This is a genomic window from Xanthomonas sp. XNM01 (assembly GCF_014851915.1).
Classification (GTDB): Bacteria; Pseudomonadota; Gammaproteobacteria; order Xanthomonadales; family Xanthomonadaceae; genus Pseudoxanthomonas.
On the sequence record NZ_JACVAP010000001.1, the window covers coordinates 855,678 to 881,790 of the forward strand.

At 70.0% G+C, this 26,113-nt stretch carries 30 protein-coding genes; 8 read left to right on the top strand and 22 right to left on the bottom strand.

Going from position 1 to position 26,113, the window contains the following annotated elements; genetic code table 11:
- Positions 1-67: 67 nt before the first annotated feature.
- The 9 genes from rapZ to IB242_RS03850 form a co-directional block, all read right to left on the bottom strand.
- Complete coding sequence (rapZ, locus tag IB242_RS03810) at positions 68-940, bottom strand: RNase adapter RapZ (RefSeq protein WP_192276006.1); 873 nt, start codon at positions 938-940, stop codon at positions 68-70.
- Positions 937-1,890, bottom strand: a complete 954-nt coding sequence (gene hprK / locus IB242_RS03815) for an HPr(Ser) kinase/phosphatase (RefSeq protein ID WP_192276008.1) — start codon at positions 1,888-1,890, stop codon at positions 937-939. The genes rapZ and hprK overlap by 4 nt, the downstream gene beginning before the upstream one ends.
- 184 nt (positions 1,891-2,074) lie before the next feature.
- Entirely contained in the window at positions 2,075-2,389 is a 315-nt protein-coding gene (raiA, locus tag IB242_RS03820) for a ribosome-associated translation inhibitor RaiA (protein ID WP_192276010.1), read from the bottom strand.
- Positions 2,390-2,446: 57 nt separating this feature from the next.
- Positions 2,447-3,874 (bottom strand): RNA polymerase factor sigma-54, encoded by a 1,428-nt coding sequence (locus IB242_RS03825; RefSeq protein ID WP_192276012.1) that lies wholly within the window; start codon positions 3,872-3,874, stop codon positions 2,447-2,449.
- Between the two features lie 42 nt (positions 3,875-3,916).
- Positions 3,917-4,639 carry an LPS export ABC transporter ATP-binding protein gene (lptB, locus tag IB242_RS03830; protein WP_192276014.1) on the bottom strand — a complete coding sequence of 241 codons (723 nt, stop codon included), beginning with the start codon at positions 4,637-4,639 and terminating at the stop codon, positions 3,917-3,919.
- Positions 4,639-5,166, bottom strand: coding sequence for a lipopolysaccharide transport periplasmic protein LptA (gene lptA / locus IB242_RS03835; RefSeq protein ID WP_192276016.1), 528 nt, complete (start codon positions 5,164-5,166; stop codon positions 4,639-4,641). Before lptA ends, lptB begins: the two co-directional genes overlap by 1 nt.
- Positions 5,147-5,698 (bottom strand): LPS export ABC transporter periplasmic protein LptC, encoded by a 552-nt coding sequence (lptC, locus tag IB242_RS03840; protein WP_192276018.1) that lies wholly within the window; start codon positions 5,696-5,698, stop codon positions 5,147-5,149. The genes lptA and lptC overlap by 20 nt, the downstream gene beginning before the upstream one ends.
- Positions 5,695-6,261 carry an HAD hydrolase family protein gene (locus tag IB242_RS03845; RefSeq protein WP_192276020.1) on the bottom strand — a complete coding sequence of 189 codons (567 nt, stop codon included), beginning with the start codon at positions 6,259-6,261 and terminating at the stop codon, positions 5,695-5,697. Before IB242_RS03845 ends, lptC begins: the two co-directional genes overlap by 4 nt.
- A 10-nt stretch (positions 6,262-6,271) precedes the next feature.
- Entirely contained in the window at positions 6,272-7,267 is a 996-nt protein-coding gene (locus tag IB242_RS03850) for a KpsF/GutQ family sugar-phosphate isomerase (protein ID WP_192276022.1), read from the bottom strand.
- 63 nt (positions 7,268-7,330) lie between these two features.
- Between IB242_RS03850 and IB242_RS03855 the strand changes: the two genes are divergently transcribed.
- Genes IB242_RS03855 through IB242_RS03865 form a run of 3 tightly spaced genes read left to right on the top strand, consistent with a single transcriptional unit; the run spans position 7,331 to position 9,183 of the window.
- Positions 7,331-7,561 carry a BolA family protein gene (locus IB242_RS03855; RefSeq protein WP_192276024.1) on the top strand — a complete coding sequence of 77 codons (231 nt, stop codon included), beginning with the start codon at positions 7,331-7,333 and terminating at the stop codon, positions 7,559-7,561.
- 33 nt (positions 7,562-7,594) lie between these two features.
- Positions 7,595-8,869, top strand: coding sequence for a UDP-N-acetylglucosamine 1-carboxyvinyltransferase (gene murA, locus IB242_RS03860; RefSeq protein WP_192276027.1), 1,275 nt, complete (start codon positions 7,595-7,597; stop codon positions 8,867-8,869).
- Positions 8,869-9,183 (top strand): hypothetical protein, encoded by a 315-nt coding sequence (locus IB242_RS03865; protein WP_192276029.1) that lies wholly within the window; start codon positions 8,869-8,871, stop codon positions 9,181-9,183. Before murA ends, IB242_RS03865 begins: the two co-directional genes overlap by 1 nt.
- A 120-nt stretch (positions 9,184-9,303) precedes the next feature.
- On the opposite strand, the gene IB242_RS03870 is transcribed toward IB242_RS03865, so the two are convergent.
- From IB242_RS03870 to purM, 4 genes are read right to left on the bottom strand one after another with little or no spacing between them, the layout of a single operon-like run.
- On the bottom strand, positions 9,304-9,987 hold the full coding sequence (locus IB242_RS03870) for a DUF3108 domain-containing protein (RefSeq protein WP_192276031.1): 684 nt from the start codon (positions 9,985-9,987) through the stop codon (positions 9,304-9,306).
- A 2-nt stretch (positions 9,988-9,989) separates the two neighbouring features.
- Positions 9,990-10,763 (bottom strand): DUF3108 domain-containing protein, encoded by a 774-nt coding sequence (locus IB242_RS03875; protein WP_192276033.1) that lies wholly within the window; start codon positions 10,761-10,763, stop codon positions 9,990-9,992.
- A gap of 54 nt (positions 10,764-10,817) precedes the next feature.
- Positions 10,818-11,504, bottom strand: coding sequence for a phosphoribosylglycinamide formyltransferase (gene purN, locus IB242_RS03880; RefSeq protein WP_192276035.1), 687 nt, complete (start codon positions 11,502-11,504; stop codon positions 10,818-10,820).
- A gap of 11 nt (positions 11,505-11,515) precedes the next feature.
- A complete protein-coding gene (gene purM / locus IB242_RS03885; RefSeq protein WP_192276037.1) occupies positions 11,516-12,565 on the bottom strand; it encodes a phosphoribosylformylglycinamidine cyclo-ligase in 1,050 nt (349 codons plus the stop codon).
- Between the two features lie 133 nt (positions 12,566-12,698).
- Here purM and IB242_RS03890 point away from each other — a divergent pair, with 133 nt between their 5' ends.
- The 3 genes from IB242_RS03890 to hda are packed head-to-tail and all read left to right on the top strand — an operon-like array spanning position 12,699 to position 15,666.
- Positions 12,699-13,769: a DUF2066 domain-containing protein gene (locus IB242_RS03890; protein ID WP_192276039.1), complete on the top strand. Its 1,071-nt coding sequence runs from the start codon at positions 12,699-12,701 to the stop codon at positions 13,767-13,769.
- Complete coding sequence (locus tag IB242_RS03895) at positions 13,766-14,938, top strand: AI-2E family transporter (protein WP_192276041.1); 1,173 nt, start codon at positions 13,766-13,768, stop codon at positions 14,936-14,938. Before IB242_RS03890 ends, IB242_RS03895 begins: the two co-directional genes overlap by 4 nt.
- A gap of 5 nt (positions 14,939-14,943) precedes the next feature.
- Positions 14,944-15,666 (top strand): DnaA regulatory inactivator Hda, encoded by a 723-nt coding sequence (hda, locus tag IB242_RS03900; protein ID WP_192277699.1) that lies wholly within the window; start codon positions 14,944-14,946, stop codon positions 15,664-15,666.
- Between the two features lie 481 nt (positions 15,667-16,147).
- Here hda and murU read toward each other — a convergent pair whose 3' ends face one another.
- From murU to IB242_RS03920, 4 genes are all read right to left on the bottom strand, one after another.
- Positions 16,148-16,888 carry an N-acetylmuramate alpha-1-phosphate uridylyltransferase MurU gene (murU, locus tag IB242_RS03905; RefSeq protein ID WP_192276043.1) on the bottom strand — a complete coding sequence of 247 codons (741 nt, stop codon included), beginning with the start codon at positions 16,886-16,888 and terminating at the stop codon, positions 16,148-16,150.
- Positions 16,889-16,890: 2 nt separating this feature from the next.
- A complete protein-coding gene (locus tag IB242_RS03910) occupies positions 16,891-17,904 on the bottom strand; it encodes a phosphotransferase (protein WP_192276045.1) in 1,014 nt (337 codons plus the stop codon).
- 74 nt (positions 17,905-17,978) lie between these two features.
- A complete protein-coding gene (locus tag IB242_RS03915) occupies positions 17,979-18,248 on the bottom strand; it encodes a GlsB/YeaQ/YmgE family stress response membrane protein (protein WP_192276048.1) in 270 nt (89 codons plus the stop codon).
- 120 nt (positions 18,249-18,368) lie between these two features.
- Positions 18,369-19,859, bottom strand: a complete 1,491-nt coding sequence (locus IB242_RS03920; RefSeq protein WP_192276050.1) for a M20 family metallopeptidase — start codon at positions 19,857-19,859, stop codon at positions 18,369-18,371.
- Positions 19,860-20,070: 211 nt separating this feature from the next.
- Here IB242_RS03920 and IB242_RS03925 point away from each other — a divergent pair, with 211 nt between their 5' ends.
- Positions 20,071-20,412, top strand: a complete 342-nt coding sequence (locus IB242_RS03925; RefSeq protein WP_192277701.1) for a helix-hairpin-helix domain-containing protein — start codon at positions 20,071-20,073, stop codon at positions 20,410-20,412.
- Positions 20,413-20,665: 253 nt separating this feature from the next.
- Positions 20,666-21,352, top strand: a complete 687-nt coding sequence (locus IB242_RS03930; RefSeq protein WP_192276052.1) for a HutD family protein — start codon at positions 20,666-20,668, stop codon at positions 21,350-21,352.
- A gap of 19 nt (positions 21,353-21,371) precedes the next feature.
- On the opposite strand, the gene IB242_RS03935 is transcribed toward IB242_RS03930, so the two are convergent.
- Genes IB242_RS03935 through IB242_RS03955 form a run of 5 tightly spaced genes read right to left on the bottom strand, consistent with a single transcriptional unit; the run spans position 21,372 to position 26,048 of the window.
- Entirely contained in the window at positions 21,372-23,027 is a 1,656-nt protein-coding gene (locus IB242_RS03935; protein WP_225540008.1) for a sulfite reductase flavoprotein subunit alpha, read from the bottom strand.
- Positions 23,024-24,001, bottom strand: a complete 978-nt coding sequence (locus IB242_RS03940; RefSeq protein ID WP_192276054.1) for an FAD:protein FMN transferase — start codon at positions 23,999-24,001, stop codon at positions 23,024-23,026. Before IB242_RS03940 ends, IB242_RS03935 begins: the two co-directional genes overlap by 4 nt.
- Positions 24,002-24,020: 19 nt before the next feature.
- Positions 24,021-24,824 carry a DUF4198 domain-containing protein gene (locus IB242_RS03945; protein ID WP_192276057.1) on the bottom strand — a complete coding sequence of 268 codons (804 nt, stop codon included), beginning with the start codon at positions 24,822-24,824 and terminating at the stop codon, positions 24,021-24,023.
- Positions 24,825-24,870: 46 nt separating this feature from the next.
- Complete coding sequence (locus tag IB242_RS03950) at positions 24,871-25,386, bottom strand: DUF2271 domain-containing protein (RefSeq protein ID WP_192276059.1); 516 nt, start codon at positions 25,384-25,386, stop codon at positions 24,871-24,873.
- 14 nt (positions 25,387-25,400) lie between these two features.
- A complete protein-coding gene (locus tag IB242_RS03955) occupies positions 25,401-26,048 on the bottom strand; it encodes a PepSY-associated TM helix domain-containing protein (RefSeq protein WP_343237081.1) in 648 nt (215 codons plus the stop codon).
- Between the last annotated feature and the right edge of the window lie 65 nt (positions 26,049-26,113).

The window sequence follows — 26,113 nt, forward strand, 5'->3', positions numbered from 1 at the left end:
ATGGCTTTCGTCAGCGCCGATTTCCGGGACAGTGTGGCCCTGGAGGAGCACCCGCGGCGGCGGCCGCTCAGTCCTGTTCGCGGTGGTAGGTGGCGACCTCGTCCCAGCCCTGCGAACGGGCATGCGCGGCCAGCCGTTCGGCCAGGTACACCGAGCGGTGCTTGCCGCCGGTGCAGCCGAACGCGACGGTCACGTACGCCCGGGTATCGGTGCGCAGCCGCGGCAGCCAGGTGTCGAGGAAGCCGGCCACCTGGTCGACGTAGGTGGAAACGTCGGGCTGGGCGTCCAGGTAGTCCCGCACCCGCGCATCGCGCCCGGTCAGCGGGCGCAGGTCGGGCTCCCAGTGCGGGTTGGGCAGGACCCGCGCATCGAACACGAAGTCGGCATCGGCCGGCACGCCGCGCCGGTAGGCGAACGATTCGAACAGCAGCGACAGGCCGGTGCCGTGGCTGAGCGCGAACTCGGTGATCACGTGCCGGCGCAGCTGGTGCACGTTGAGCTGGCTGCTGTCGATGACCGCATCGGCCTCCTCGCGCAGCGGCCGGGTGATCTCGCGTTCGCGCGCCAGCGCCTCGGGCAGCGACAGGCCCAGCCGGCTCAGCGGGTGCCGGCGGCGGGTGTCGGCAAAGCGGCGCAGCAGGACTTCGTCGGTCGCTTCGAAGAACAGCAGCTTGGCATCCACGCCCAGCGGTACCGCCGCTTCGCGCCAGGCGGCCAGCTGGCTGAGGTCGCTGTGGCGGCTGCGCACGTCGATGCCCACCGCCATCCGCTCGGGCAGGCCGTCGTCGCGCACAAGGCTGCGCACGAAGGTCGGCAGCAGCTCGATCGGCATGTTGTCGACGCAGTAGTAGTCCAGGTCCTCGAAGGTCTTCAGCGCGACCGATTTGCCCGAGCCGGACAGGCCGCTGATGATCACCAGAGTCGGCTGCACGGTACTCATCCGCCGCGTCGCTCGAGCAGGTTGCTGTGGCGGGCGATGAACATCGCCGCCGGGTCGATGCCCTTGGTGCGCAGGATGTGCAGGCGCGTCGCGGCCTCGCTCAGCACGGCCAGGTTGCGGCCGGGCATGACCGGCAGGGTGATCAGCGGCACGTCCAGGTCCAGCACGTGGCGGGTGCCCGAGTCGCCGGTCAACCGCTCGTAACCGTGCGGATTGGGCTCGGTCATCGGCTTGGTCAGGTGCACGATCAGGCGCAGGTACTTGTTCTTCTTGACCGCGGTGTCGCCGAACATCTCGCGCACGTTGAGCACGCCCAGTCCGCGCACCTCCAGCAGGTCCTGCAGCAGTTCCGGGCAGGTGCCGTCGAGCACGTCGGGGGCGATCTGGGTGAACTCCGGCGCATCGTCGGCGACCAGGCGATGGCCGCGGCTGAGCAGTTCCAGCGCCAGCTCGCTCTTGCCCGAGCCGGCCTCACCTGTGATCAGCACGCCGATCGAGTAGATCTCCATGAACACGCCGTGCAACGTGACCCGCGGCGCCAGCGTGCGCGCCAGATGGTAGGACAGGTGGTTGAGCAGCTCATGGCCGCGCTTGGGCGAGATCCACAGCGGCGTGTTGCTTTCGTCGGCGGCGGCGCGCAGGTCCTCCGGCAGCGACTGGTTCTTGCTGATCACCATCGCCAGCGGGCGGAACTGGATGATCTTCTCGATCGTCTCCCAGCGCAGGCGCGAGTCGAGCGAATCCAGCCAGGCCAGCTCCTCGCTGCCGAGGATCTGGACCTTGTTCGGGTAGACCGCGTTGAGATAGCCGGCCAGCGACGGCCGGCGCGCATTGGTCTGCCCGGATTCGATCTCGCGCGACTCGCCCTTCTGTCCGGCCACCCAGCGCAGGCTCAGCTTCTCCTGCTGCTGGTCGAACAGTTCACGCGCGGTGATGCTGGCATTCCTCATGCGGCCCAGGCCCCTGTCTGGCGAATGACGTGGCATTGTCGCCCAAACCGGCAGGCGATGCGCCAGTGCCGGCGGTCACGCATGCGGCATGCCGGGCCGGCCTGCTGGCCGGTCCGGCATCGGTGATGACGTGGGATGCTGCACGGGTCCCGGCGCCGCGGTGCGGCACCGGGACGGGCGGTGCTCAGGTGAGGTCGGGCACCGCGCGCGGCTGGTGGTTGTGCTGCTTTTCCTTGTGCTTGAGCACCAGGCGGTCGAGCTTGTCGGTCAGCAGGTCGATCGCCGCGTACATGTTCTCGGCGTTCGCGTCGGCGTGCAGGGTCCTGCCGGGAACATTGATGTTGGCCTCGGCGTGGTGATCGGGCTTGCGCAACCCGAGCTGCACGCGGACCTCGATGGACTGGTCGAAATGGCGGTCGAGGCGTTGCAGCTTGCTCTCGACGTACTCTCGCAGGGCCGGAGTGACCTCGAGCTGCTGGCCATACGTTTCGATGCGCATCATGAACCTCCTGGTCGTTGCCGCGGTAAGCGGCTCCGTCCGATGCGGGGCCGGACCTCAGCCGATGCGGACCCGTTCGTGCGAAGCCGAGATGTTCATGGCCTCACGATACTTCGCAACGGTCCGGCGCGCCACAGGAATGCCCGACTGTTTGAGCAGGTCGGCCAGCTTGGCGTCAGAAAGCGGCTTGCGTGGATTCTCGTCGTCGATCAGGCGCCGGATCATCGACTGGATCGCGGTGCTGGACGCCTCGCCTCCGCCATCGGTATCGATGCCCGAGGCGAAGAACGCCTTCAGCGCCAGGGTGCCGCGCGGAGTGCGCACGTATTTGCGGGCGATCGCACGCGACACGGTCGATTCATGCACGCCGATCTCGCCCGCGATCTCGCGCAGGGTCAGCGGCCGCAATGCCTGTTCGCCGAACTCGAGAAACGCCGCCTGCTGGCGCAGCACGCAGCGCATCACCTTGAGCAGGGTCTCGCCGCGGGCTTCCAGGCTCTTGAGCAGCCAGCGCGCCTCCTGCAGGTGCCCGCGCAGGTAACCGGCGTCGTGTTCGCCGCAGCGCCGGATCATCTGCTCGTAGCCGCGATGGATCGACACCCGCGGCATGGCCTGGCCGGACAGGGCGACCTTCCAGACGCCGCGCTGGCGCCAGATCACGCAGTCGGGAATCACGTAGCTGTCGTGGTCCAGCTCGCCCAGGCGCTTGCCCGGGCGCGGATCCAGCGAACGGACCAGCTGCACGGCCTGCTCGACCTCGTCCGGCGTGCAGCGCAGTTCCTGCGCGATGCCCTGGATGCCGCTCCGCGGCAGCCGTTCGAGCGGACCGTCGACGATCCGCAGCGCGACCGCGCGGCCGGGGGTGCAGTCGGGCAGGGGATCGAGCTGCAGGCGCAGGCATTCGCCCAGGCTGCGTGCGGCGATGCCGGGCGGATCGAAGCGCTGCAGCTGGTGCAGCACGGTCTGGATCTCGTCCTCGCCGACTGCGGTCTCCGGCAGCAGCGTCTCGGCGATGGCCGACAACGGTTCGCGCAGGTACCCGTCCTCGTCCAGCGCATCGATCAGCGCCGCGCCGATGCGGCGGTCGCGCGGCGACAGCGGCGAGAGGTGCAGCTGCCACAGCAGGTGGTCGGCGAGGTTCTCCGGTTCGGCCAGCCGCTCGGCGGCGTCCTCGCCGTCGTCGTCGCGGTGGCCGCTGCCGGTGCTTTCCCAGGCGGCCGATTCGTCCGGCGCCCAATCGTCGCCGGCCTCGCCTTCACGGGCGTCGCTGTCGGACGCCTCGGCGGCCTTCTCGGTCCCGTCGGTCTGCGCCGGTGCTTCCGGCTGCGCCTCGTCGGTCCATTCCAGCAGCGGGTTGCTCTCGATCGCCTCGGCGACCTCGGCCTGCAGTTCGAGCGTGGACATCTGCAGCAAGCGGATCGCCTGACGCAGCTGCGGCGTCATGACCAGATGCTGTCCCAGCGATGTCTGCAGCCTTGCCTTCATGCCCGAGCCAAACGTGGAGGAGCGGGGCCGCCGGCCGCGGAATCAGAGACGGAAGGTGTCCCCCAGATAGACCCGGCGCACGTCCGGATCGGCCAGCAGGGCGTCCGGCGCCCCCTGCGCCAGCACGCTGCCCTCGTTGAGGATATACGCCCGGTCGCAGATTCCCAAGGTCTCGCGCACGTTGTGGTCGGTGATCAGCACGCCGATGCCGCGGTTCTTCAGGTGGGTGACGATGCGCTGGATCTCCCCGACCGAAATCGGGTCGACGCCGGCGAAGGGCTCGTCCAGCAGCATCAGGCGCGGCTTGGCCGCCAGCGCCCGGGCGATCTCGCAGCGGCGGCGCTCGCCACCGGACAGGCTTGCACCGAGCTGGTCGGCGACGTGGCCGATCTGCAGCTCGTCGAGCAGGGCCGACAGTTCGGCTTCGATCGCATCCTCGCCCTTGAGGTCCTCGCGCAGCTCCAGCACCAGGCGGATGTTGTCGGCCACGCTGAGCTTGCGGAACACCGACGGCTCCTGTGGCAGGTAGCCCACGCCCAGGCGCGCGCGGGTGTACATCGGCTCGCCGGTGATGTCGCGGCCGTCGAGCACGATGCGACCGGCATCGGCGCCGACCAGGCCGACGATCATGTAGAAGCAGGTGGTCTTGCCGGCGCCGTTGGGGCCGAGCAGGCCGACGACTTCGCCGGCATCGAGCGACAGCCCGAACTCCTTCACCACCTCGCGCTGCTTGTAGCGCTTGCGCAGGCCTTCGGCGACCAGCATCAGCTGCCTCCTGCCGGCTTCTTCGGCTGCAGCACGGTGCGCACGCGGGTACCGTCGCCGCCGCTCTGCATCTGGCCGCTGGCCATGTTGTAGACCATGCGCTGGCCACTGTTGCTGCCGCGCGGTGACTCGACGGTATAGTTGCCGGTCAGGGTCAAGGTTTCCTTGCCAGGCTCGTACACGATACGGTCGGATTTGGCATTCATGGTGCTGCCATCGTCCATTTCCTGCTTCATCGTGGCCTGCTTGCCGGTCAGGATCACCTGCTCGGTCTCACCGTTGCGCTGCACGATCTCGGCGCGTGCAGCACGGATGTCCAGCGTGCCCTGGGTGATCACGACGTTCCCGCTGAGAATGCAGCGCGAGTTGGCGTTGGTCAGCTGGTTGCAGTCGGAACTGTCCGACTCCACGTTCATCGGCTGGTTGCGGTCCGACGACTTGGCCACGGCGGTCGCCGGCAGCAGCGCAGCCAGGACGAGCAGGGTGGCCGCGCGGGCGATGCGGGGATTAACGGCGCGTGGGTTCATAGCGGGTCCTGACCTGCGAGAGGAGCTTGTACTGCTGGGTCTTGAGATTGGCCTCGAAGCCGACGCCGGTCTGCATGATACCGGGGCGGGTGAAGGTCACGCGGTCGTCGGTGCGGGCCAGGTCCTGGCCGGGCAGCAGTTCCAGGCGGCCGGTGCGGAAGGTGGTCGGCGGGCCGGCCTGGCTGTCGCCGGCGACGTTGCCTTCCAGTCGCGCCAGCTCGCCGTCGCCGCTGACCCAGCCACGGTCGGCGGTGACCTGCCAGGGCGTTTCCGGGTCCGGCATCAGGAACACGGGGGTGACGATGTCCAGGCTCTCGTCGCTGCGGCTGCGCTGTAGCTCGGGCGCGCGCAGGCGGACCGACTCGCTGCCGTCCTTGGCCAGTACCACCAGCTCGAAATCGCGCAGCACGTAATCGGAGCGCTGCTCGGAGGCGGTTTCCTGCGGGCTGCGGTCGCGCATCTTCCACGCCGACCAGCCGCTGAACACGGCGGCCAGCAGCAGGGCGATGCCGAGCCATCCACGCCAGCTCATGCGCGGCTTCCGTCGCGCCCGGCGTGGCCGCGCAGGATGGTGTCGACATGGCCGTGCGCGGCCAGCAGCACGTCGCAGACCTCGCGCACCGCGCCTTCGCCGGCGCGGGCGGTGGTCCGCCAGTGCACGATCTCGGCGATCCACGGGTGGGCATTGGCCGGAGCGACCGCCAGGCCGACCTCGCGCAGGCACTCCAGGTCGGGGATGTCATCGCCGACGAAGGCCGTCTGGCTGCGGTCGATGCCGTGGCGGGCGCACAGCGCGTCCATGCACGCCAGCTTGTCCTTGATGCCGATGTGGGTTTCCAGGCCCAGGTCGGTGCCGCGCTTCTGCGCGACCAGGCTCATCCGGGCGGTGATCAGCACGACCTCGAAGCCGAAGCGGCGCAGCAGGGTCAGGCCCTGGCCGTCGAGCACGCTGAAGGACTTGAGTTCGTTGCCTTCGCTGTCGAAGTACAGGCGGCCGTCGGTGAGGGTGCCGTCCACGTCCAGGCACAGCAGGCGGATGCGTGCGGCGCGGGCGCGGATGTCGGCGTCGACGAGGGCGAGGGGATCGTAGGGCATGGGACTGCGGTTAAACCACGCGTGCGCGCAACAGGTCGTGAACATTGAGCGCGCCTACGGCGCGCCCCTCGGGATCGACGACGATCAGGCCGTTGATCTTGTGCCGCTCCATCAGGTGCGCGGCCTCGGTGGCCATCTGCCCGGTATGGATGGTGCGCGGACCACGGGTCATCAGCTCGGCGATGCGCGCCTGGCGCACGTCGATGCCCTGGTCCAGTGCGCGGCGCAGATCGCCGTCGGTGAAGATGCCGAGCAGGTGGTCGTCGGCATCGACGATGGCGGTCATGCCCAGGCGTTTGCGACTCATCTCGACCAGGGCCTCGGCGACGCTGGCCGTTTCGCTCACCTTGGGCATCGCCTCGCCGGCATGCATCACGTCGGTGATGTGCAGCAGCAGGCGGCGGCCCAGGCTGCCGGCCGGGTGCGAGCGGGCGAAATCGTCGGCGGTGAAGCCGCGCGCCTCGAGCAGGGCCACGGCCAGCGCGTCGCCCAGCGCCAGCGTCGCGGTGGTGCTGGAGGTCGGCGCCAGGTGCAGCGGGCAGGCCTCGGCCGGGACGGCGACGTCCAGGTGCACATCGGCCTCGCGGGCCAGGGTGGACTGGGCGCGGCCGGTCATCGCGATCACCGTGTTGCCCTGGCGGCGCAGGGCCGGCAGCAGCATCAGGATCTCGTCCGATTCGCCGGAGTAGGAGATCGCCAGCACCACGTCGGTGTCGGTGATCATGCCCAGGTCGCCGTGGCCCGCCTCGCCGGGATGGACGAAGAAGGCCGGGGTGCCGGTGGAGGCCAGGGTGGCGGCGATCTTGCGGCCGATGTGGCCGGACTTGCCCATGCCGGTGGCCACGACCCGGCCGCGGCAGGCGAGGATGCGCTGGCAGGCCTGGGCGAAGGCGTCGCCGATGCGCTCGCCGACGGCGGTCAGCGCCTGCGCTTCGATCTCGAGAACGCGGCGGCCGCTGGCGACCAGGCCGGCAGCGGCGGGAACGGGGGCGTCGGGAAGGGACATGCGGTTCGGCTCCGGATGCCCGGATTCGCTAGACTATGGGGCTTCATTCTAGGCCAAGTACCCATGGACGCCGACACCATCCGCCGCTTGATCGAAGACGGACTCCCCGGCGCGCAGGCGCAGGTGCAGGGCGAGGACGGCGTGCATTTCGAGGCCACGGTGGTCTGCGAGGCCTTCCGCGGCAAGCTGCCGCTGGCCCGCCACCGCATGGTCTACGCCACCCTCGGCGACCTGATGGGCGGCGCGATCCACGCGCTGGCGCTGAAGACCGTGACCCCCGACGAGGCGCGCTGAGCGCCCGTCCCCGAGCCCCCGACCGGAATCCCGATGCAGAAGATCGTTGTCAGCGGCGGTGCGCCGCTCCAGGGCGAAGTCGCCATTTCCGGCGCCAAGAACGCCGTCCTGCCCATCCTGTGCGCGACCCTGCTGGCCGATGCGCCGGTGGAGATCACCAACGTGCCGCACCTGCACGACGTGGTCACCACGGTGAAGCTGCTGGGCGAGATCGGCGCCGGTGTCAGCATCGACGAGGACACGCTGGCCAGGGGCCGCAGCATCACTATCGACCCGACCACGGTGGACCGCTTCGTCGCCCCGTACGAGCTGGTCAAGACCATGCGCGCCTCGATCCTGGTGCTGGGCCCGCTGGTCGCCCGCCACGGCGCGGCGGTGGTCTCGCTGCCCGGCGGCTGCGCGATCGGGTCGCGGCCGGTCGACCAGCATATCAAGGGGCTGCAGGCGCTGGGTGCGCACATCACCGTCGAGAACGGCTACATCAAGGCGCGCGCTGCACGTCTGAAGGGCGCGCGCTTCGTGTTCGACATGGTCACCGTGACCGGCACCGAGAACGTGATGGCGGCGGCGGTGCTGGCCGAAGGCACCACGGTGCTGGAAAACGCGGCGATGGAGCCGGAAGTCATCGACCTGGCCGAGTGCCTCAATGCGCTGGGCGCGAAAATCGAGGGCGCCGGGACCTCACGCATCGTCATCCACGGCGTCGAGCGGCTGGGCGGCGGGCGTCACGCGGTGGTGCCGGACCGGATCGAGACCGGCACCTTCCTGGTGGCCGCGGCGATGACCGGCGGCCGCATCGTGGCCCGCAACGCCCGTCCCGACACGCTGGAAGCGGTGCTGGACAAGCTCAAGGAAGCTGGCGCGGTCATCGAGACCACCGCCGACACCATCACCCTGGACATGCAGGGGCGCCGGCCGAAGGCGGTGAGCCTGACCACCGCGCCGTACCCGGCATTTCCGACCGACATGCAGGCGCAGTTCATGGCGCTCAACTGCGTGGCCGACGGCGTGGGCGTGATCAGCGAAACGATCTTCGAAAACCGCTTCATGCACGTCAACGAGCTGCTGCGCCTGGGCGCGGACATCCAGGTCGACGGGCACACCGCGATCGTGCGCGGCGCGCAGCGCCTGAGCGGCGCGCCGGTAATGGCGACCGACCTGCGCGCGTCGGCCTCGCTGATCCTGGCCGGCCTGGTCGCGGACGGCGATACCACCATCGACCGCATCTACCACCTGGACCGCGGCTACGAGAACATCGAAGAGAAGCTGGGCGCGCTCGGCGCCCGCATCCGCCGGATCGCCGGCTGATGCTGCTGCGCGGCAGGCTGACACCGAGGCGGAAGATCCTGCTGGCCGCCCTGGCGCTGGCATTGCTGGCGCTGGGCTGGGCCAGCTGGCAGGGCATGGCGATCACCCGGGGCGTCGAGACGAAGGACATGGACTGGAACGCCGACGGCACGGTCTCGCGGACCGAGATCCTGCAGGCGTTCTATGCCGTCACCGCGGCCCGCGAGCGCAGCGGCCAGCGCGAGTGCACCACCTTCGCCTGGTACCGCAGCGGCGAATCGATCCGGGTCGACTGCCAGACCGTGTTCGACGACGGGGCCGGCGCTGCCGAGTAAGGCGGGCGGCGGGGCGATGCGCGTGGCCCGGAGCGGCATCAGGCGTCGGGCGACCGATGCACCTGAAACGACACGGGCCGCTTCGCAGCGGCCCGTTCGCGTTGCAACGGTGCGATGCCGTCAGTTCAACGATTTGAGGGTCAGGTCGATCGTGTCCTGGCCGTTCTCGCGCTGCAGGATGCGCGCCGGCACCGGCATGCCCGCGACCACCCAGGCGATGGTTTCCTTCTTGTCGTCGCGGCGCACCACCTTGGTCGCCTGCTTCTGCTGGCCGGCCACGGTGATCTGCTCCTTACCGGCCACCTCGTAACGCATCGGGCGCGCGCGGCCCTCGTCGACCAGGCGGTAGGCCATCGGCCGGCCCGCCTGCGCGTCGCGGGTGACGGCCAGGTTCATCAGCAGTGCGTCCATGTCGCCGGCCTGCAGCTTGATCGGGCCGCGCCGGTCGTCCTTGACGTCGCCGCTCCAGCTGGCCTGCGCGGTCTTCCAGTCGTAGTTGGCGGTCACCGACTTGCGGCGGATCAGCATCACCGACTGGTCGTTGCTGCTGAGCGGGCGCAGCTGGCCCTCGTGTTCCTCGAACACGGTGTTCTGGCGCAGGTCCGCCACCTGGTTGCGGATCTGCAGGCTGTACTTCCAGTGCGCATTGCCCTCGCGCGCCAGGGTCATGTTGGCATTGGCCTGCATGCCCATGTAGCTGGCCTGGTACTGGGCGTTGAACGGTTCCAGTGCGGCGGCGGGCAGGGCGGCGCCGGCCGTCAGCGCGACGGCGAAAGCGAAACGAAGGGCGGGGCGCGTGGTCATGCTCATGCTCCTTGGTACTCCACAAGACGGAGATCGATCTCGTCCTGGCCGTCCTTGCGTTGCAGGATCCGGACCGGGGTGGGGACGCCATCGGCGACCCAGAGGATGGTTTCGTCGCCATCATCCTCGATGCGGGCGACCTTGAGTGCGGCGTAGCTCATGTCGCCGACGGCGATGGTTTCGGGCGTTTCCGCGACCTGGTAGGCATGGTCGCGGACGCGTCCACCATCGACGAAACGATACTGCAGCGACCGTCCGGGGCGTGCGTCGCGGATCACCGCGAGGTTGATCAGCAGCGCGCTCATGTCGCCGGCCTGCAGCGGGATCGGCTGGCGGCGGTTCTTCTTCAGGTCGCCGTCCCAGTGCGCCTGCATCCGGTCCCAGTCGTAGCTGCCGGTGACCTGGCGCCCCATCAGGATCGCCTTGCGCACCGTGCTCTGGCTCAGCGGGCGGAACAGGCCGTCGTGCTCGTCGAAAACCGTGCTCTGGTGGATGTTGAGCCGGGTCAGGCCGGCCAGGCCGCGGTCGCCGCGGATGGACAGGTCCACCCGCCAGCGCTCGCCATCGCGGACGACCTGCATGGTGGCGTCGCCCGCCTGACGGCCCTTGTAATAGGCGTCATAGGTCGCGACGAACGGCGTCAGTGCCGGCGCGACCCGGGCCGACCCCGTCGCGGCCTCGGCCTCGGTCGGCGGCACGGGTGTCTGCGCCAGTGCCGGGGCAGCGGCGACGCACAGCAGGCACAGCAGGGCGATCGTCGTGGTCGGTCGGCGCATCGGAGTGGGCGGTCGCGTGGGAGGAAGGCGGACCAACATGCCCAGACGTCGGTGTCAGGCGCGTGATGCCGTTCGCAGTTCTCCGGCGCAATCTAGTTGCAGCGGGCTAAACATGCACTGAGTGTCCACCCAGACCTGACCGTCGCGTTCAGCCAGGCGGCCGGCCACCGCCAGCCGCACCACCGCCACCATCAGCGCGTGTTCGCGCGGCAGCAGGCGCGTGGCCAGGGTGTCGGCGGTGTCATCGGCGGTCACCGGCAGGCGCACCTGGGCGATGACCGCGCCGGCGTCCAGTTCCGGCACCACGAAGTGCAGGCTGGCGCCGTGTTCGGCGTCGCCGGCCTCGAGGGCGCGCGCGTGGGTGTGCAGGCCGCGATGCCGCGGCAGCAGCGAGGGATGCACGTTGAGCAGGCGGCCGGCGAAGCGGGCGATGAAGGCCTCGCCGAGGATGCGCATGTAGCCGGCGCAGATCACCCAGTCCGGTCGCGCGGCCGCGACGGCATCGCCCAGGCTGGCCTCGTAGGCGGTGCGGTCGGCGAAGTCCCGTGGCCGGGCGCTCCAGCGCAGCGGCCCGGCAACGCGCGCCAGCGCGGCGGCCTCGGGGCGGTCGGAAAACACGCCGACGATCTCCGCATCGAGGTGGCCGTCGGCGATCGCGTCGAGCAGGGCCTGCAGATTGCTGCCGCGCCCGGATGCGAGCACGGCCAGGCGGGGCAGGCGCGCTCCGCAGGTGGGCGACATGCGGCTGCCGGTCAGCCGATGCGGACGCGTTCTTCGCCGCTGGCGGCGACCACCTGGCCGATGGTCCGGTGCGCCAGGCCCTGCGCGTCCAGCGCCGCGCCCAGCGGGGCCACGGCATCCTGCGGGACCACCAGCACGAAGCCGACGCCGCAGTTGAAGGTGCGCCACATCTCGGCGTCGGCCACCGCGCCTTCGCGCTGCAGCCAGTCGAACACGGGCGGCAGCACGATCGCCGAGGCCTCGATGTCCAGGCCCAGGCCGTCGGGGATGACCCGGATGATGTTCTCGGTCAGGCCGCCGCCGGTGATGTGGGCCATCGCGTGGATCGCCGCGCCATGGGCGCGCAGCAGCGACAGGATCGGCTTCACGTACAACCGCGTCGGGGCCATCAGCGCGTCGACCAGGCGCACGCCCCCGATCTCCAGCTCGGCCGGGCGGCCGGCACGGTCGTAGATGCGGCGGACCAGCGAGTAGCCGTTGGAATGCGGGCCGGAGGAGGCGATGCCGATCAGCACGTCGCCTTCGCGGACCTTCGCGCCGTCGAGGATCTCGGACTTCTCGACCGCGGCCACGCAGAAGCCGGCCAGGTCGTATTCGCCCGGCGGGTACATGTCGGGCATCTCGGCGGTCTCGCCGCCGATCAGGGCGCAGCCGGACTCGGTGCAGCCCTCGGAGATGCCGCCGACCACGGCCGCGGCGGTGTCCACGTCCAGCTTGCCGGTGGCGAAGTAGTCGAGGAAGAACAGCGGCTCGGCGCCCTGCACCAGCACGTCGTTGACGCACATGGCGACCAGGTCGATGCCGATGGTGTCGTGGCGGCCCAGCTGCTGGGCCAGCTTCAGCTTGGTGCCGACGCCGTCGGTGCCCGAAACCAGCACCGGCTCGCGGTACTTGCCGGACAGGTCGAACAGTGCGCCGAAGCCACCCAGCCCGCCCATCACCTCGGGACGGAAGCTGCGCTTGACCAGCGGCTTGATCCGTTCGACCAGCGCATTGCCGGCATCGATGTCCACGCCCGCGTCGCGGTAGGTCAGGGAGGTCGGCGGTATGGTCTGGCTCACGTGGGCGGCTTCTGGTTCGACGAAGCCGGCGATTCTAGCAGCCGGGCCGGTCCTTCACCGCGCCGGATTGGCGCCGGGAGGGCATTCGCGCAACAATCGCGGTCCTGTCCGTCCCACGCCGAAGGATTCGCGCATGCGTGCATGCACCGGTTTCGCCCTGTCCCTGCTGCTCTGGCTGCTTGCCGGCCAAGCGCTGGCGCAGGCCGGCCTGCGCACCGAAGGCGACGTGGTCAGCGTACAGGGCGTCTACGCGGCCGAGGTGCAGGTCAACAGCCAGACCGACCAGGCGCGCGAGGCGGCCTATCCGCGCGCGCTGGCCGCGGTGCTGTCCAAGATTTCCGGCGATGCGGGCGTGGTCAACCGCCCGGGCGTGACCCAGGAGCTCCGCAACGCCAGGCAGTACGTGGACGGGTACGACTACCGCCAGGACCAGGGCACCTCGCCGGGCGGGGCGCCGACGTTCCGGACCATGCTGGTGGTGCGCTTCGTCCCCGAGGACATCGACGTGCTGGTCTCCGCGCTGGGCCTGCCGGTCTGGCCGCAGCCCCGGCCCAAGCCGGTGCTGTGGATGGCGATCGACGACGGCAGCGGCCCGCGCCTGCTCAGCACCGCACACGTGAACGCCGCCCGGCCGCTGCTCGACCGCGCCCAGGAACGTGGCTACCGGCTCGGCCTGCCTGCCGGCAGTGCCGCCGAACAGGCCGCGATCGGCGCGATCTGGCGCAGCGACCCTGCCGCCGTCGCCCGCGCATCGGCCGCCTACAGCCCTCCGATGCAGCTGATCGGCAAGCTGTTCCGCAGCGGCAACGGCTGGACTGCCGAATGGACCTTCGTGGACGCCGGCCGCGTGCTGGCGACGCGTTCGATCTCCGACGGCGACGCGCGGCGGGCCCTGTCCAGCGGTGCCGACGTGGCCGCCGACGCGCTGATCCAGCGCTACGCCAAGGTGCCGCCGTCGCAGCCGGCGGGTACCTACCGGGTCGTGTTCACCGGCGTCCGCAATGCCGACGACTACCTGCGCGTGTCGGGCCTGCTGCAGCGCCTGTCGGTGGTGCGCCGGATCGCGCCGGTGCGGGTCGACGGCGAGCGGATGGAGTTCGATCTGGATCTGCTCACCGGCCTGGCCGGGTTCGAGCGCATGCTCGGCAACGACGTGCCCGTGGTCGTGGTCGAGGGCGCCACCGGGGAGTACCGCATCCGATGAGCGAGGTCGGTTCCGAGGCGGAAATCGCCCGCTTCCTGCGCCAGCTCAAGTGGGGCGCGCTGGCGCTGGCCGTGGCCTGGTTCATCTGGGCGCTGGCGCCGATCCTGACGCCGTTCGTGCTGGCGGCGCTGTTGGGCTGGCTGGGCGATCCCCTGGTCGACCGCCTGCAGCGGCGCGGCCGCTCGCGCACCGTTGCGGTGACCCTGGTGTTCGTCGCCATGTCGCTGCTGCTGGTGCTGTTCCTGCTGATCCTGGTGCCGATGGTCGAGCGCCAGATCGTCACCTTGGTCAATTCGCTGCCCGAGTACCGCGACTGGTTCATGCAGACCGCGCTGCCGTGGATCGAGGCACGGACCGGGTTGGAGCTGATGGGCTGGCTCGACCCGCAGCGGCTGATCGAATGGGTGCGCAGCCACTGGCAGCAGGCCGGCGGCGTTGCGGCGACGTTCTTCGGCTACCTGTCGCGGTCCGGTTTCGCCCTGGTCACCTGGGTGGTCAACCTGGTGCTGCTGCCGATCCTGGCGTTCTACTTCCTGCGCGACTGGGACAAGCTGGTCGAGCGTGTCGCCGGCGTCATCCCGCGCGACCACGTCGGCACGGTCACCCGCCTGGCGCGCGAATCCAGCGACGTGCTCGGCGCGTTCCTGCGCGGGCAGTTCCTGGTGATGCTGGCGCTGGGCGTGATCTACGCGGTCGGCATGTCGCTGGTCGGGCTCAAGCTGGGCCTGCTGATCGGCATCGTCGCCGGCCTGATCAGCTTCATCCCGTACCTGGGGGCGACCACCGGCATCGTGCTGGCGGTCCTGGCCGCGCTGGTGCAGTCGCAGGGCTTCGACTGGCAGCTGCTGATCCTGATCGGCGTGGTCTTCACCGCCGGCCAGCTGCTGGAGAGCTACGTACTGACACCGCGCATCGTCGGCGACAAGATCGGCCTGCATCCGGTGGCGGTGATCTTCGCGGTGATGGCCGGTGGCCAGCTGTTCGGTTTCCTCGGCATGCTGATCGCGCTGCCGGTGGCCGCGGTGGCCAATGTGCTGCTGCGCTTCGTGCAGGAGCGCTACCAGGCCAGCGACCTGTACACCGGCGAACACGTGCCGATCCTGCTGGAAGGCCATGTCGACCGGACTCTGGTCGAGCGCGTGCCGCCGCGGGAGTCGGATCCGTCGTGACCGCCATGGCAGGGCCACCGCCCGGCAGCGGTGCGGTGACGCCGCAGCTGCCGCTGGCGCTCCGCTATCCGGCCGACCAGCGCCTGGACAGTTTCATGCTGCCGCCCGACGGCGCGATCGCGCAGCTGCAGGCGCTGGCGCGCGCGCCGGGCCAGGACTGGCTGTACGTCGTGGGGCCGGCACGTGCCGGCAAGACCCACCTGGCGCTGGCCACCTGTGCCGAGGCCGAGCGGGCCGGGCGGCGTGCCGCCTATCTGCCGCTGCGCGCGGCCGCAGGGCGTCTGCGCGATGCGCTGGAGGCGCTCGAAGGCGCCGACCTGATCGCGCTCGACGGGCTGGAGGCGATCGCCGGCGACCGCGACGACGAAGTCGCGCTGTTCGACTTCCACAACCGCAGCCGCGCCGCCGGCAGCAACGTGCTCTATCTGGACCGCAGCGGTCCGGCCGAACTGGCTCTGACCCTGCCGGACCTGCGCTCGCGGCTGGGCCAGTGCACCCGCATCACCCTGCAGGCGCTGGACGACGATGGCCGGCGGGCGGTACTGCGTGATCGCGCCCAGCGTCGCGGCCTGGTGCTCGAGGACCAGGCCATCGAGTGGCTGCTGACCCGCACCGACCGCGACCTCGGCCAGCTGCTGGCCGCGCTGGAGCGGATCGACCGCGAATCGCTCGCCGCCCAGCGCCGCGTCACCGTCCCGTTCCTGCGGCGCGCACTCGGGACGGGCTGAAGCTCCCGGGTCCATCCGGCGCCCCGCACCGTCGCTGGCTGATCCGCACGCCTACACGGGCTTCGACGCTCGTCGAGGTCGAGTGCCGCGCGGTGCTGGAGGTGCCCGTAACGGCACGGCCCAGCGATCGAGGACGCATCGGGTGCCGCATCGATGCCCATTGCCCGCCCATGTCCCGCTGCATCGCTGCCGATGTGCGATGGCTGCAATCCAGTGCGGGGGGGCGTCGCGCTTGCTGCGCCGTGGCCGGATATCGCGTAACCGATGCGGTGACAGCGACGGATGGTCACGAGTCGCAGAGGCGGAGGTGGGGCAGGATGACGCAACTGCGATGCCCCGCCGCCCGCATTCTGCGACGAGCGACGTTGCCGGACCTGGGACGTGGCGCGATCCGGCCGGCAGCACGCCCCAACCTGGGCCGCGGTGCGGGGGCAGGGTGCACCCGTGCAGCCGCCGGGCTCGCCGAACTGGCCGGCCGATCTCAGGCGTCGGCGCGGTCGGTTTCGGTGAGCGCAGGCCAGACGGGGGCCAGCGACCGGGACAGCTGCTCCAGCCGCTCGGGGGTGCCCACATCGGTCCAGCGGCCGCGGTGATGCTCGCCGGTCGCCCGGCCCTGCGCGATCGCCGCATGCAGCAACGGCGCCAGCCGGAAGCGCGGCGGCAGTTGCTCGACGCCCGGGAGATCGCCGATCACATCCGGCCAGCGTGCGAACAGCGCCGGCCGATAGACTCCGAGGCCGGAAAACGTCAGGCGCGGTGCGCCATCGGGCCGCAGCCCGGCACCGTCGCCGAGCACGAAGTCGCCGTCGGGATGGTGGTCGGGGTTGTCGACCAGCACCAGGTGCGCGTCGCCCTTCGGATCGCGCGGCAGCGCGGTGAAGTCGTAATCGGTCCAGATGTCGCCGTTGACCGCGACGAACGGCGCATCGCCGAGCAGCGGCAGCGCATGCAGCATGCCGCCACCGGTTTCCAGCGGCGTCAGGCCTTCGTAGGAGTAATGGATCCGCATACCCCAGCGGCTGCCGTCGCCCAGCGCTTGCGGGAACTGCGTGGCCAGCCAGGAGGTGTTGATCACGACCTCGCGCACGCCGATGCCGGCCAGTTTTTCCAGATGCCAGGCGATCAGCGGACGCCCCCCGGCCACCAGCAGCGGCTTGGGCGTGAGGTCGGTCAGTGGGCGCATGCGCTCGCCCAGGCCGGCGGCGAAAATCAGGGCGCGCATGTTCAGGCCGCCCGTGCCCGGGTGATGTCCGTCTCGCCGATGCAGCGTTCGAGCAGGGCGATCATCGGGCGGATGTCGGCATAGGCGCTGCCGACCTCGCGCACATAGCGCCAGACCAGCGGCAGCTCGGCCAGATAGGCCGCCTTGCCGTCGCGGTAGGCCAGCCGGCAGAAGATGCCGAGCACCTTGATGTGGCGCTGCAGGCCGGTCAGGTCGAACCAGCGCGCGAAGCGTTCCGGATCGGCGTCGGTCAGTCCCAGCGCCACGGCCTGGCGGCGGTAGTCCTCGCGCCAGGCGGTCACGCGCGCGGCCGGCCAGGCGATGTAGCAGTCGCGCAGCAACGAGGCCAGGTCGTAGGTCAGCGGGCCGCGCATCGCGCCCTGGAAATCGATCACGCCGGGCGAGTTGTCGTCGACCACCAGCAGGTTGCGCGAATGGAAGTCGCGGTGCATGAAGCACTGCGGCTGCGCCTGCGCCGCATCGAGGATCGCGCGGAACGCGACTTCGATCGTCTCCCAGTCGGCACAGTCGCGGGCGGTGCCCAGGTGCCGACCCAGGAACCATTCCGGCATCAGCTCCATTTCCATCACCATCCAGGCCTCGTCGAAGGCCGGCAGGCCGTCCGGCGACACCCGGGCATGCATCGTCAGCATCGTGCGCAGTGCTGCGGCATACAGCGGGTCGGCATCCCCCTGCTGCAGTGCGGGCAGGTACAGCGCGTCGCCCAGGTCCTCCATCAGGATGAAACCCTGCGCATGATCGACCGCGTGCACCTGCGGGGTGTGCAGTCCGGCGCCGGCCAGGCGCGCACCGATGTCCAGCCACGGCACGATGTCCTCCTTGCCGGGCGGGGCATCCATCACGATCCAGCTGCGGCCTGCGCTGGAGGTCCGCCAGTAGCTGCGGAAACTGGCATCGGCCGAGGCCACCTGCAGCTGCAGCGAGGCATCGGAGAGCGCGTCTCGGGTCCAGGCCAGGCGCCGCTCGGCGCGTTCATTCGGTACTGCGTGGGGCATGCGGTGAAGGCGCTCGGCCGGAGGTGGCGCGCACAGGGTAAACGGGAGGCGCGCCGCAGGCGAGGGTGTGTCGTTCAGCGGCGCGTGCGGAACAGACCGGTCAGCGCCAGCACCACCACCGCACCCAGCAGCGCGGCGAAGAAGCCGGCGGGCTGTCCGGCCGCATACCAGCCCATGTAGCGTCCGAACCAGCCGGCGAGCAGGGCGCCGCCGATGCCCAGCAGGATCGTCAGCAGGCAGCCCATCCGGTTGTTGCCCGGATGGATGAAGCGCGCCAGCAGGCCGACCACGAAGCCGACCAGGATGATGTAGAGCCAGCTGTCGCTGCCGAACAGTCCGTTCATTGCGTCCCTCCCTGCGATGGAAGGCAGGCTAGCAGCAATCGCCGCGACGGGCATGCGACGGTGCAGCGTGCTGGAGCCGGGGCGCCGGCGTGTCGCTGGCACCCCGGGCGGCTGCCGCGATCAGCAGCAGCCGTGGTCGCCGTGCTGCTCGCCGCCGGCAACCGCGCCGACCCCGACCGTCTCGCCGCGCAGGCTGGCCTGGCAGTGCGCCGCGATCACGTGCGAGACGCAGGCGGTGACGCGCTTGCCCATCGGGATGTGCAGGAACTCGTTCGGGCCATGCGCGTTCGAATGCGGGCCGAGTACGCCGGTGATCATGAACTGCGCGCCGGGAAACTTCTCGCCGAGCATGCCCATGAACGGGATCGTGCCGCCTTCGCCCATGTACATCGCCGGCTTGCCGAACGCGGCCTGCGAGGCGTCCTCGATCGCGCCGCTCAGCCACGGCGACAGCGCCGGTGCGTTCCAGCCCGTGGAGGACTTCTCCAGCACCAGCTCGACCTGCGCGCCGTACGGCGGATCGGCTTCCAGGGTCTGCTTGAGCAGCGCGCCGGCCTGCTTGCCGTCCAGCGTGGGCGGCAGGCGCAGCGACAGCTTCACCGCGGTGTGCGGGCGCAGCACGTTGCCGGCCGACGACAGCGAGGGCATGCCGTCCACACCGGTCACCGACAGCGCCGGGCGCCAGGTGCGGTTGAGCACCAGCTCGGTGCGGTCGTCCGCCATCGGGGTCATGCCCGGCAGGAACGGGAACTTGCTGAACACCTCGTCGCCCAGCACCTCGGCGACCTTGCCGGCCTGCTGCAGGCGCTCGGCCGGGATCTCGACGTGCAGACCGTCGACGATCACGCGGCCGGTGTCCTCGTCCTCCAGCCGCGACAGCAGGTCGCGCAGCACGCGGAAGCTCGATGGCACGATGCCCGAGGCGTCGCCGGAGTGGACGCCTTCGGACAGCACCTTCACGTCCAGGTTGCCGCCGGCCAGGCCGCGCAGCGAGGTCGTGCACCACAGCTGCTCGTAGTTGCCGCAGCCCGAATCCAGGCACACCACCAGCGACGGCTTGCCGATGCGCGGGGCGAGGTGATCGACATAGGCCGGCAGGTCGTAGCTGCCCGATTCCTCGCAGCCCTCGATCAGCAGCACGCAGCGCGCGTGGGCGATGCCTTGTTCCTGCAGCGCAAGGATCGCCGCCAGCGAGCCGAAGATCGCGTAACCATCGTCGGCGCCGCCGCGGCCGTACAGCCGATCGCCCTTCAGCACCGGCACCCACGGGCCCAGGTCGGCGTCCCAGCCGGTCATCTCCGGCTGCTTGTCCAGATGCCCGTACAGCAGCACGGTGTCCTCGCCGGTGTCGGCGCCGAAGGCGGGGATCTCGACGTAGATCAGCGGCGTGCGGCCCTCCAGCTCGACCACCTCCACCTGCATGCCCGGGATCGCCTGCGCCCGCGCCCAGGTCGCCATCAGGTGCACGGCGGCGTCCATGTGGCCGTTGGCTTTCCAGTCCTTGTCGAACATCGGCGACTTGTTCGGAATGCGGATGTACTCGACCAGCTGGGGAACGATGTCGTCGTCCCACTTGGCGGAGAGGTAACGGTCGAGGCGTGCGTGGTCCATGGATGCTCCAGGCGGATCTTGAAGCGGCCGATTCTACGCCTCCCACAGGGGTAGGATTTTTCCTACACATGAATGCGATGTTCTCCGGCTACGGTTCCGACAGCGGGGCGATACGCTTCCAACCCATGGCGCGGGAGACTGGCGGCGTCGATGGTCCGGCAGGAAGCCGGCATCGATGAAGTCATCAACCACACTACAGGGAGTAGTCGCCATGAATGGATTCAAGGTTCTGCTGAAGTCGCTGCTGCTGTCGTTCGTCCTGCTGGCCGGTTCGGCCTTCGCCATGGACACGGTCGACATCAACACGGCGGATGCCGCGCAACTGGAACGGGCTCTGGTGGGGATCGGAGCGGCCAAGGCCGAAGCGATCGTCGAGTACCGGACGTCCAACGGGCCGTTCAAGAGCGCGGATGAACTGGCACTGGTCAAGGGAATCGGTCTGAAGACCGTCGAACGGAATCGCGAACTGATCGTGGTCGGCACTGCGAAGGAACCGGCACCGCGCGCTGCGCAGCCGGAGGCCGCGCCGGCCAGGCCGGTGGTACGACGCTGAGCGGGGGCTTGCGTCGGCCAGAGTGGGCAGGGATGTCCACCGCACCGGCGGGCAGGGATGAACCTCGGGAGCAGGCGGTTGTGGCGTCGGATACTGCGTAAGGACGCGTGATCCGGCACCTGAAGGCAAGGATGCGTTGAGGGAGGCAGGAGGCCGACACGGATGTGCCCATCGCCCGGTGTTGCACAGGGAGTGCAGCCGGGCGATGTCATGTCCGGATCCCGGACTGCAACAGCTGCGGCACAATGCCGCGATGAGCGAGCTGCCGTTGCCCCGCATCGTCCGTGCCCATGATTGTCGCCGCGAGCGCTGGCGCAATGGCGCCGGCTGGACGCGCGAGATCCTGACCGTTCCCGCATTCTCCGGTGATTCCATGGCAGGCCCCGACTGGGCGGCGAGACTGTCGATCGCCGACATCGAGGTGGATGCCGACTATTCGCTGTTTCCCGGTGTGATGCGCGAACAGGCGCTGCTGTCCGGGGAGGGGCTGCGTCTGCAGGCAGGGGAAGAGGTGCATGAACTTCTGCCCCCGCTGGGCCGCTGGCGCTTTTCGGGTGCGTTGCCGGTGCGTGCGGTCCTGGTGGGCGGGCGCGTGGAGGCCTTCAACCTCATGTGGCGCCCCGGTCTCGTCGATGCACGCCTGCTGCATCGGCCCCTCGTGGGGACGATGCTGTTCTTCTGCCCGCCCGGACTGACCTGGGTCGTCCATGTGGTGGCCGGCAGTGCGCGGCTGGCAGCGGGAGAGGCGTCGCTGGTCCTCGAGCGCGGTGACACCGCGTTGCTCGCGCCATGCGCGGACCGGCGGTTCATGCTGGACGGCGGCGCGGACCTGCTGCTGGTGCGTCTGCAAGCGCAGGATGGAGCATCGGTCGCTGGCCTGGACGAGCGGGCGAACCTTCCCGATGCGGATGTCATTGCGCGCGGCGGCGACGCGGCATGACCGCCGGACCGCACGTCGGTCAGTAGACGTCCCGACGGTACCGGCCCTGCTCACGCAACTGGTCGCGCACGTCCTCGCCGAGGATCCGGGCGAGCGCGGCATCGACCGCCGGCGCCATGCCCGTCGCATTGCCGCACACCAGGATGGCGGCGCCATCGGCGACCCAGTCGCGCAGCGTATCGGCCGCCTGCAGCAGCCGATCCTGTACGTAGGCACGCGCGTCCTGATCGCGCGAGAACGCCAGATCCAGCCGTTCCAGCCAGCCGTCGGTCTGCCAGCCGGTGATTTCCCGGCCGAAGAAGAAGTCGCGGTCGGCATTGCGTTCGCCGAACAGCAGCCAGGTGCGTGTCGCGCCGAGTACGATCCGGGCGCGCAGATGGGCGCGCAGGCCTGCCATGCCGGTACCGTTGCCGATCAGGATCAGCGGTCGTTCGGGCGACGGCGGGTGGAAACCGGGATTGCTGCGGATGCGCAGATCGACGAGCGTGCCGGGCACCGCGTGCCGGCACAGCCAGCCGCTACCCAGGCCAACGCCGCCGTCAGCCGAGTGCATCAGCCGGACCAGAAGGCGCAGTTCGCCATCCTCCGGCACCGAGGCGATCGAGTACTCCCGATGCGGCAGCGGCCGCAGCGTGTCCGCCAGCATCTGCGGTGCCCGTGGCAGGACGGACACGTCATCGGGGAGGTGGCAACACGCGAGCACGGCGTCCAGCCGTTCCCGACGACCAGCGACGACGACCGGCAGGTCGGGCTGGAGGGCGAGCGTGGCCAGCAGCCGCGCGACACGTTCGGGGCTGTTGCGGGGGCCGATCTCGGCGATGTCGCCCGCTTGCCAGATCGGTCGTTCGCTGGCATCCGAGGGAGCCAGGGCGATCTCGAAAGCCGGCCCGCCGGCGCTGCCCGGATTGGCTTCGACGCGGCGTTCGAGCCGCCAGCGGCCATAGACCGGGGGCGCCCAGTCGGGCAGGTGGGCGATGCCACCGATCCGCCCCAGTTCGTACTGCCAGTGACGCAATGCCGCGGCGTCGGCATTGTCGACTTCGACCGGATCGAACACCGGCTGCGCGCCCTGGCTGCGCAGCCAGGCATCGAGCTGGCGGCCGAATCCGCAGAAATCCGCATAGCTGCGATCGCCCAGGGCCAGCAGCGCATAACGGAGAGTGCCCAGGCGTAGCGCCGCGGCTCCGGTGCCCATCGTCGTACGCAGGAAGCGCAGCGCATGGTCCGGTGGGTCGCCTTCGCCGGTGGTGCTGGCGATGAACAGCGCCTGCCGGCTCGATTCCAGCAGGGCGGCATCGACCTGATCGAGCGCCAGCACCCGCGTTGGCGTGCCTGCCGCGCGCAGCATCGCCGCGCTGCGCTCGGCCAGCGCCTGCGCGAAGCCGGTCTGGCTGGCCCAGACCACCAGCATCGGCGCTGCTCCGTCATCGCCCGATGCCATCGGGGCAGGCGCCTTGCAGGTCCGACGGAGGAACACGGTGCAGAAGGCCGCATAGACGAGCAGGGCAGCGAGGGCCAGCCCCCAGCGCGCGGGCAGCGGCGACGCCAGCCACCATGGTCCGGTCTGCAGGGGCAGCAGCGCGGCTGCGGCGAGCAGCAGGGCCGCCAGGACCGCGGTGTTGCCGAGCAGTGCCCAAGACCGCGTGCGCCCGGCTGGCATGACGGCGCGGCTCATCCGACGAGATGCTCCTCGAACGCGGGACTCATCGCTTCGGAGACCTCGGCACCGTCGGACGACACGAAGCGCACCGCCAGACCGGCTGCGCACGCGTGACGCAGGCCGGCTTCCGGCCCCAGCACGGTCATCGCGGTGGCCCAGGCATCGGCACGCATCGCATCGGTGGCCAGCACGGTCACCGACGCAGCGGCATGTGGCACGGGTTGGCCACTGCGTGGATCGATGCTGTGGCTGTAACGCCGGCCGTTCTGCTCGAAGTGGTGCCAGCGGTCGCCGGAGGTGGCCACGGCCAGTCCATCCAGTGACAGCACGCGTGGTGGCGGGGTGGCCCCGGTCGCGACGTCGGGCGGGGTCTCGACCAGCACCCGCCAGGCATCACCGTCGGGCTTGCGGCCATGCGCGCGCAGTTCGCCGCCGACCTCGACCAGCGCGGCGCACACACCGATACCCTGCAGGTATTCGCTGACCAGGTCGACGCCGAAGCCCTTGGCGATGCCCGAGAAGTCCAGTTGCAGGCCACCCGGCTGGTGGAGCGCGCCGTCGCCGTCGCGGCGCCGCAGCTGGTGCCAGCCGCAGCGCGCCCGTGCCGCGGCCAGCCGCGCCTGATCCGGTATCCGCCGCGGCTGCGCGCCGGCGCCGAAGCCCCACAGCTCCACCAGCGGGCCGACGGTCGGGTCGAACGCGCCGTCGCTGGCCTGCGCGACCTCCAGTGCAGCGGTGAGCACCCGCGAGAAGCCGCCCGGCAACGGGTGCCAGCTGTCGGCGGGGGCATCGCGGAAGCGGCTGATGTCCGAATCCGCTTCCCACGTGCTCATCTGCGCGACCACCGTGTCGAGCTGGCGCTGGATGCCATCGTGGAAGGCATGCAGGTCGGCTGTCCTGGACACCGCCAGGCGTACGCTCCAGCGGGTGCCCATGGTCTGGCCGCCCAGCGCGGCCAGCGCCAGGGTGCTGTCGGTAAAGGCGTGCATGCGTCGTGCGCCGATCCGGTTACTGCGGCAGCACTTCCAGCGTGGCCACGTAGCTGAGGCGACGTTGCCCGGCCTGCGGAATGCTGGTCTTCGCGTCCTGGGTGCCGGTTTCCAGCCAGTACATGCCCGGCGCGGCCCAGGTCACGGCGAATTCGCCGTTCGCGTCGCTGGTCGCCTTGATCTCGTCCTGCGCATTGCGATAACGGGTTTCGCCGCGGACGATCTCGAACTCCAGCCCGGCAGCAGGCCTGCCGTCGACCAGCACGCGGAAGCGCGTTTCCTCGCCGGCGAACAGGTCGTTCGGATGGCCGGTGAGCACCAGTTCGATGCCTTCGCCGGTCGGCTTGAGCGCGGTGTCGTTCGGCGCGCCGTTGGTCACGTAGGTCTCGATCCGGCCGATGCTCTGCGACACCTGCAGGTTCTTCGCGTCCTTCGGCACCTCGCCGAACGTGGCGACGCTGCCGCGCCAGCGCTTCGGTGCGCCGTTCTCGTCCCAGGTGGCGAACAGGCCGCTGTTGAGCACCGCCAGGCGATAGGTGCCCTGCTGGGCCAGTTGCAGGTCGAACACGCTGCGGTACTTGCCGGTCGCGCCGTTCTGCGGCTGCACCTGGCTGCCGTCGGGCGCGGTGATCACCACGTTGTCCAGGCGCAGCGGCACGTGGTTGAAATAGAACAGGTCGTTGGACACGGCCGCATCGACGGTGATCCACGGGTCGGCGCCGGCCAGCACGGTCTGCGACGGACGCAGCCAGGCCTTGTGCGCAGGTGCGGCGAAGGGAACGAGCAGGGCAATGGCGGTGGCGAGCAGCAGCGGGCGCTTCATTGGAAATCCTGGTGGCATGGGTGCGGTGGAATGGATGCGGAACGGATCAGGGCTTGACCGCGAGGGTCACGCTGCCCAGCTCGCTGTCGCCCTGGGCCTTGCCGGACTGGGCGGTCTTCGTCGGCCAGCTGAAAGGAATCTTCAGCAGTTCGCGGCCGCCGACCTCGCGCACGGCTTCCACCACCAGCGTGTAGTCGCCTGGCGCCAGGCCCTTGAGTTGTGGTGCGGCTTCGTCGAAACGCAGCACATGCTTCCCGACCGGCTTGGTCGGGCCGGTGACGCCGTCGACCGGCACGCTCAGCGTGCGCCCGGACTTGCGCCACCACTGGCGCAGGTCGGGCAGCCATTTGGTGCCATGGCCTTCGGCGGTGTCCTTCATCTGGTACCAGACCGACAGGTTGGCGGCGACCTTCTGGTCCGCGCCCTCCAGCCAGACCGCCACATACGGGCGGTGGTATTCAGCCACGTTGAGTTTCGGCACCTCGACGTTGATTTCGAGTTCTGCGGCGAAGGCCGGAACGGTCAGCAGGCCGCTGACCGCGAAGAACAGAGGGGTACGCATCGGAAAACCTCGGGTCAGTGGATCAGGATCAGGGCCAGCAGCAGCGGCACCAGCAGGCCCAGCCCGACCAGCGGCCAGGTCATGCGCCGCTGGCGCGCGTGCAGGTGCAGCAGGAACAGCCCGGTGATGCAGAACACCAGGCAGGCGACGGCGAAGATGTCGAGGAACCAGCTCCAGGCCGGCCCCGCGTTGCGGCCCTTGTGCAGGTCGTTGAAGTACGACACCCAGCCCCGGTCGGTGCGTTCGTACTCGATCGCGCCGCTTTCGCGGTCGATGCTCAGCCAGGCATCGGCACCGGGCGAGGGCATCGACAGGTAGATCTCTTCCGGCGACCACTCGCCCTGACGCTGGCCGATCGGTGCCTGCAGGGCTTGGCCCAGCCAGTCGGCGACATCTGCAGGGAGCGCGGCGTGGCCTTCGTCGGGACCGGTTTCGAGCGCACCTAGCAACGGGGCGGGCAGGTCGATGGTGAGGTTCCGGACCTGCGGACTGGCCTCGATCTTCGCCGCGTGGTTCAGGGTGATGCCGGTGGCGGCGAACAGCAGCATCCCGACCAGGCAGACCGCGGAGCTGATCCAGTGCCACTGGTGGAGCGTGCGCAGCCAGAAACCGCGGCGCTGCTGCCGGGCCACCGGGTCGGAATGGGGAGTGGTGCTGGACACGGTGCGGCTGGCGGATTGGACGGCCCATTATAACCAATCGATGAGAATGGTTCTCATCGATTGGG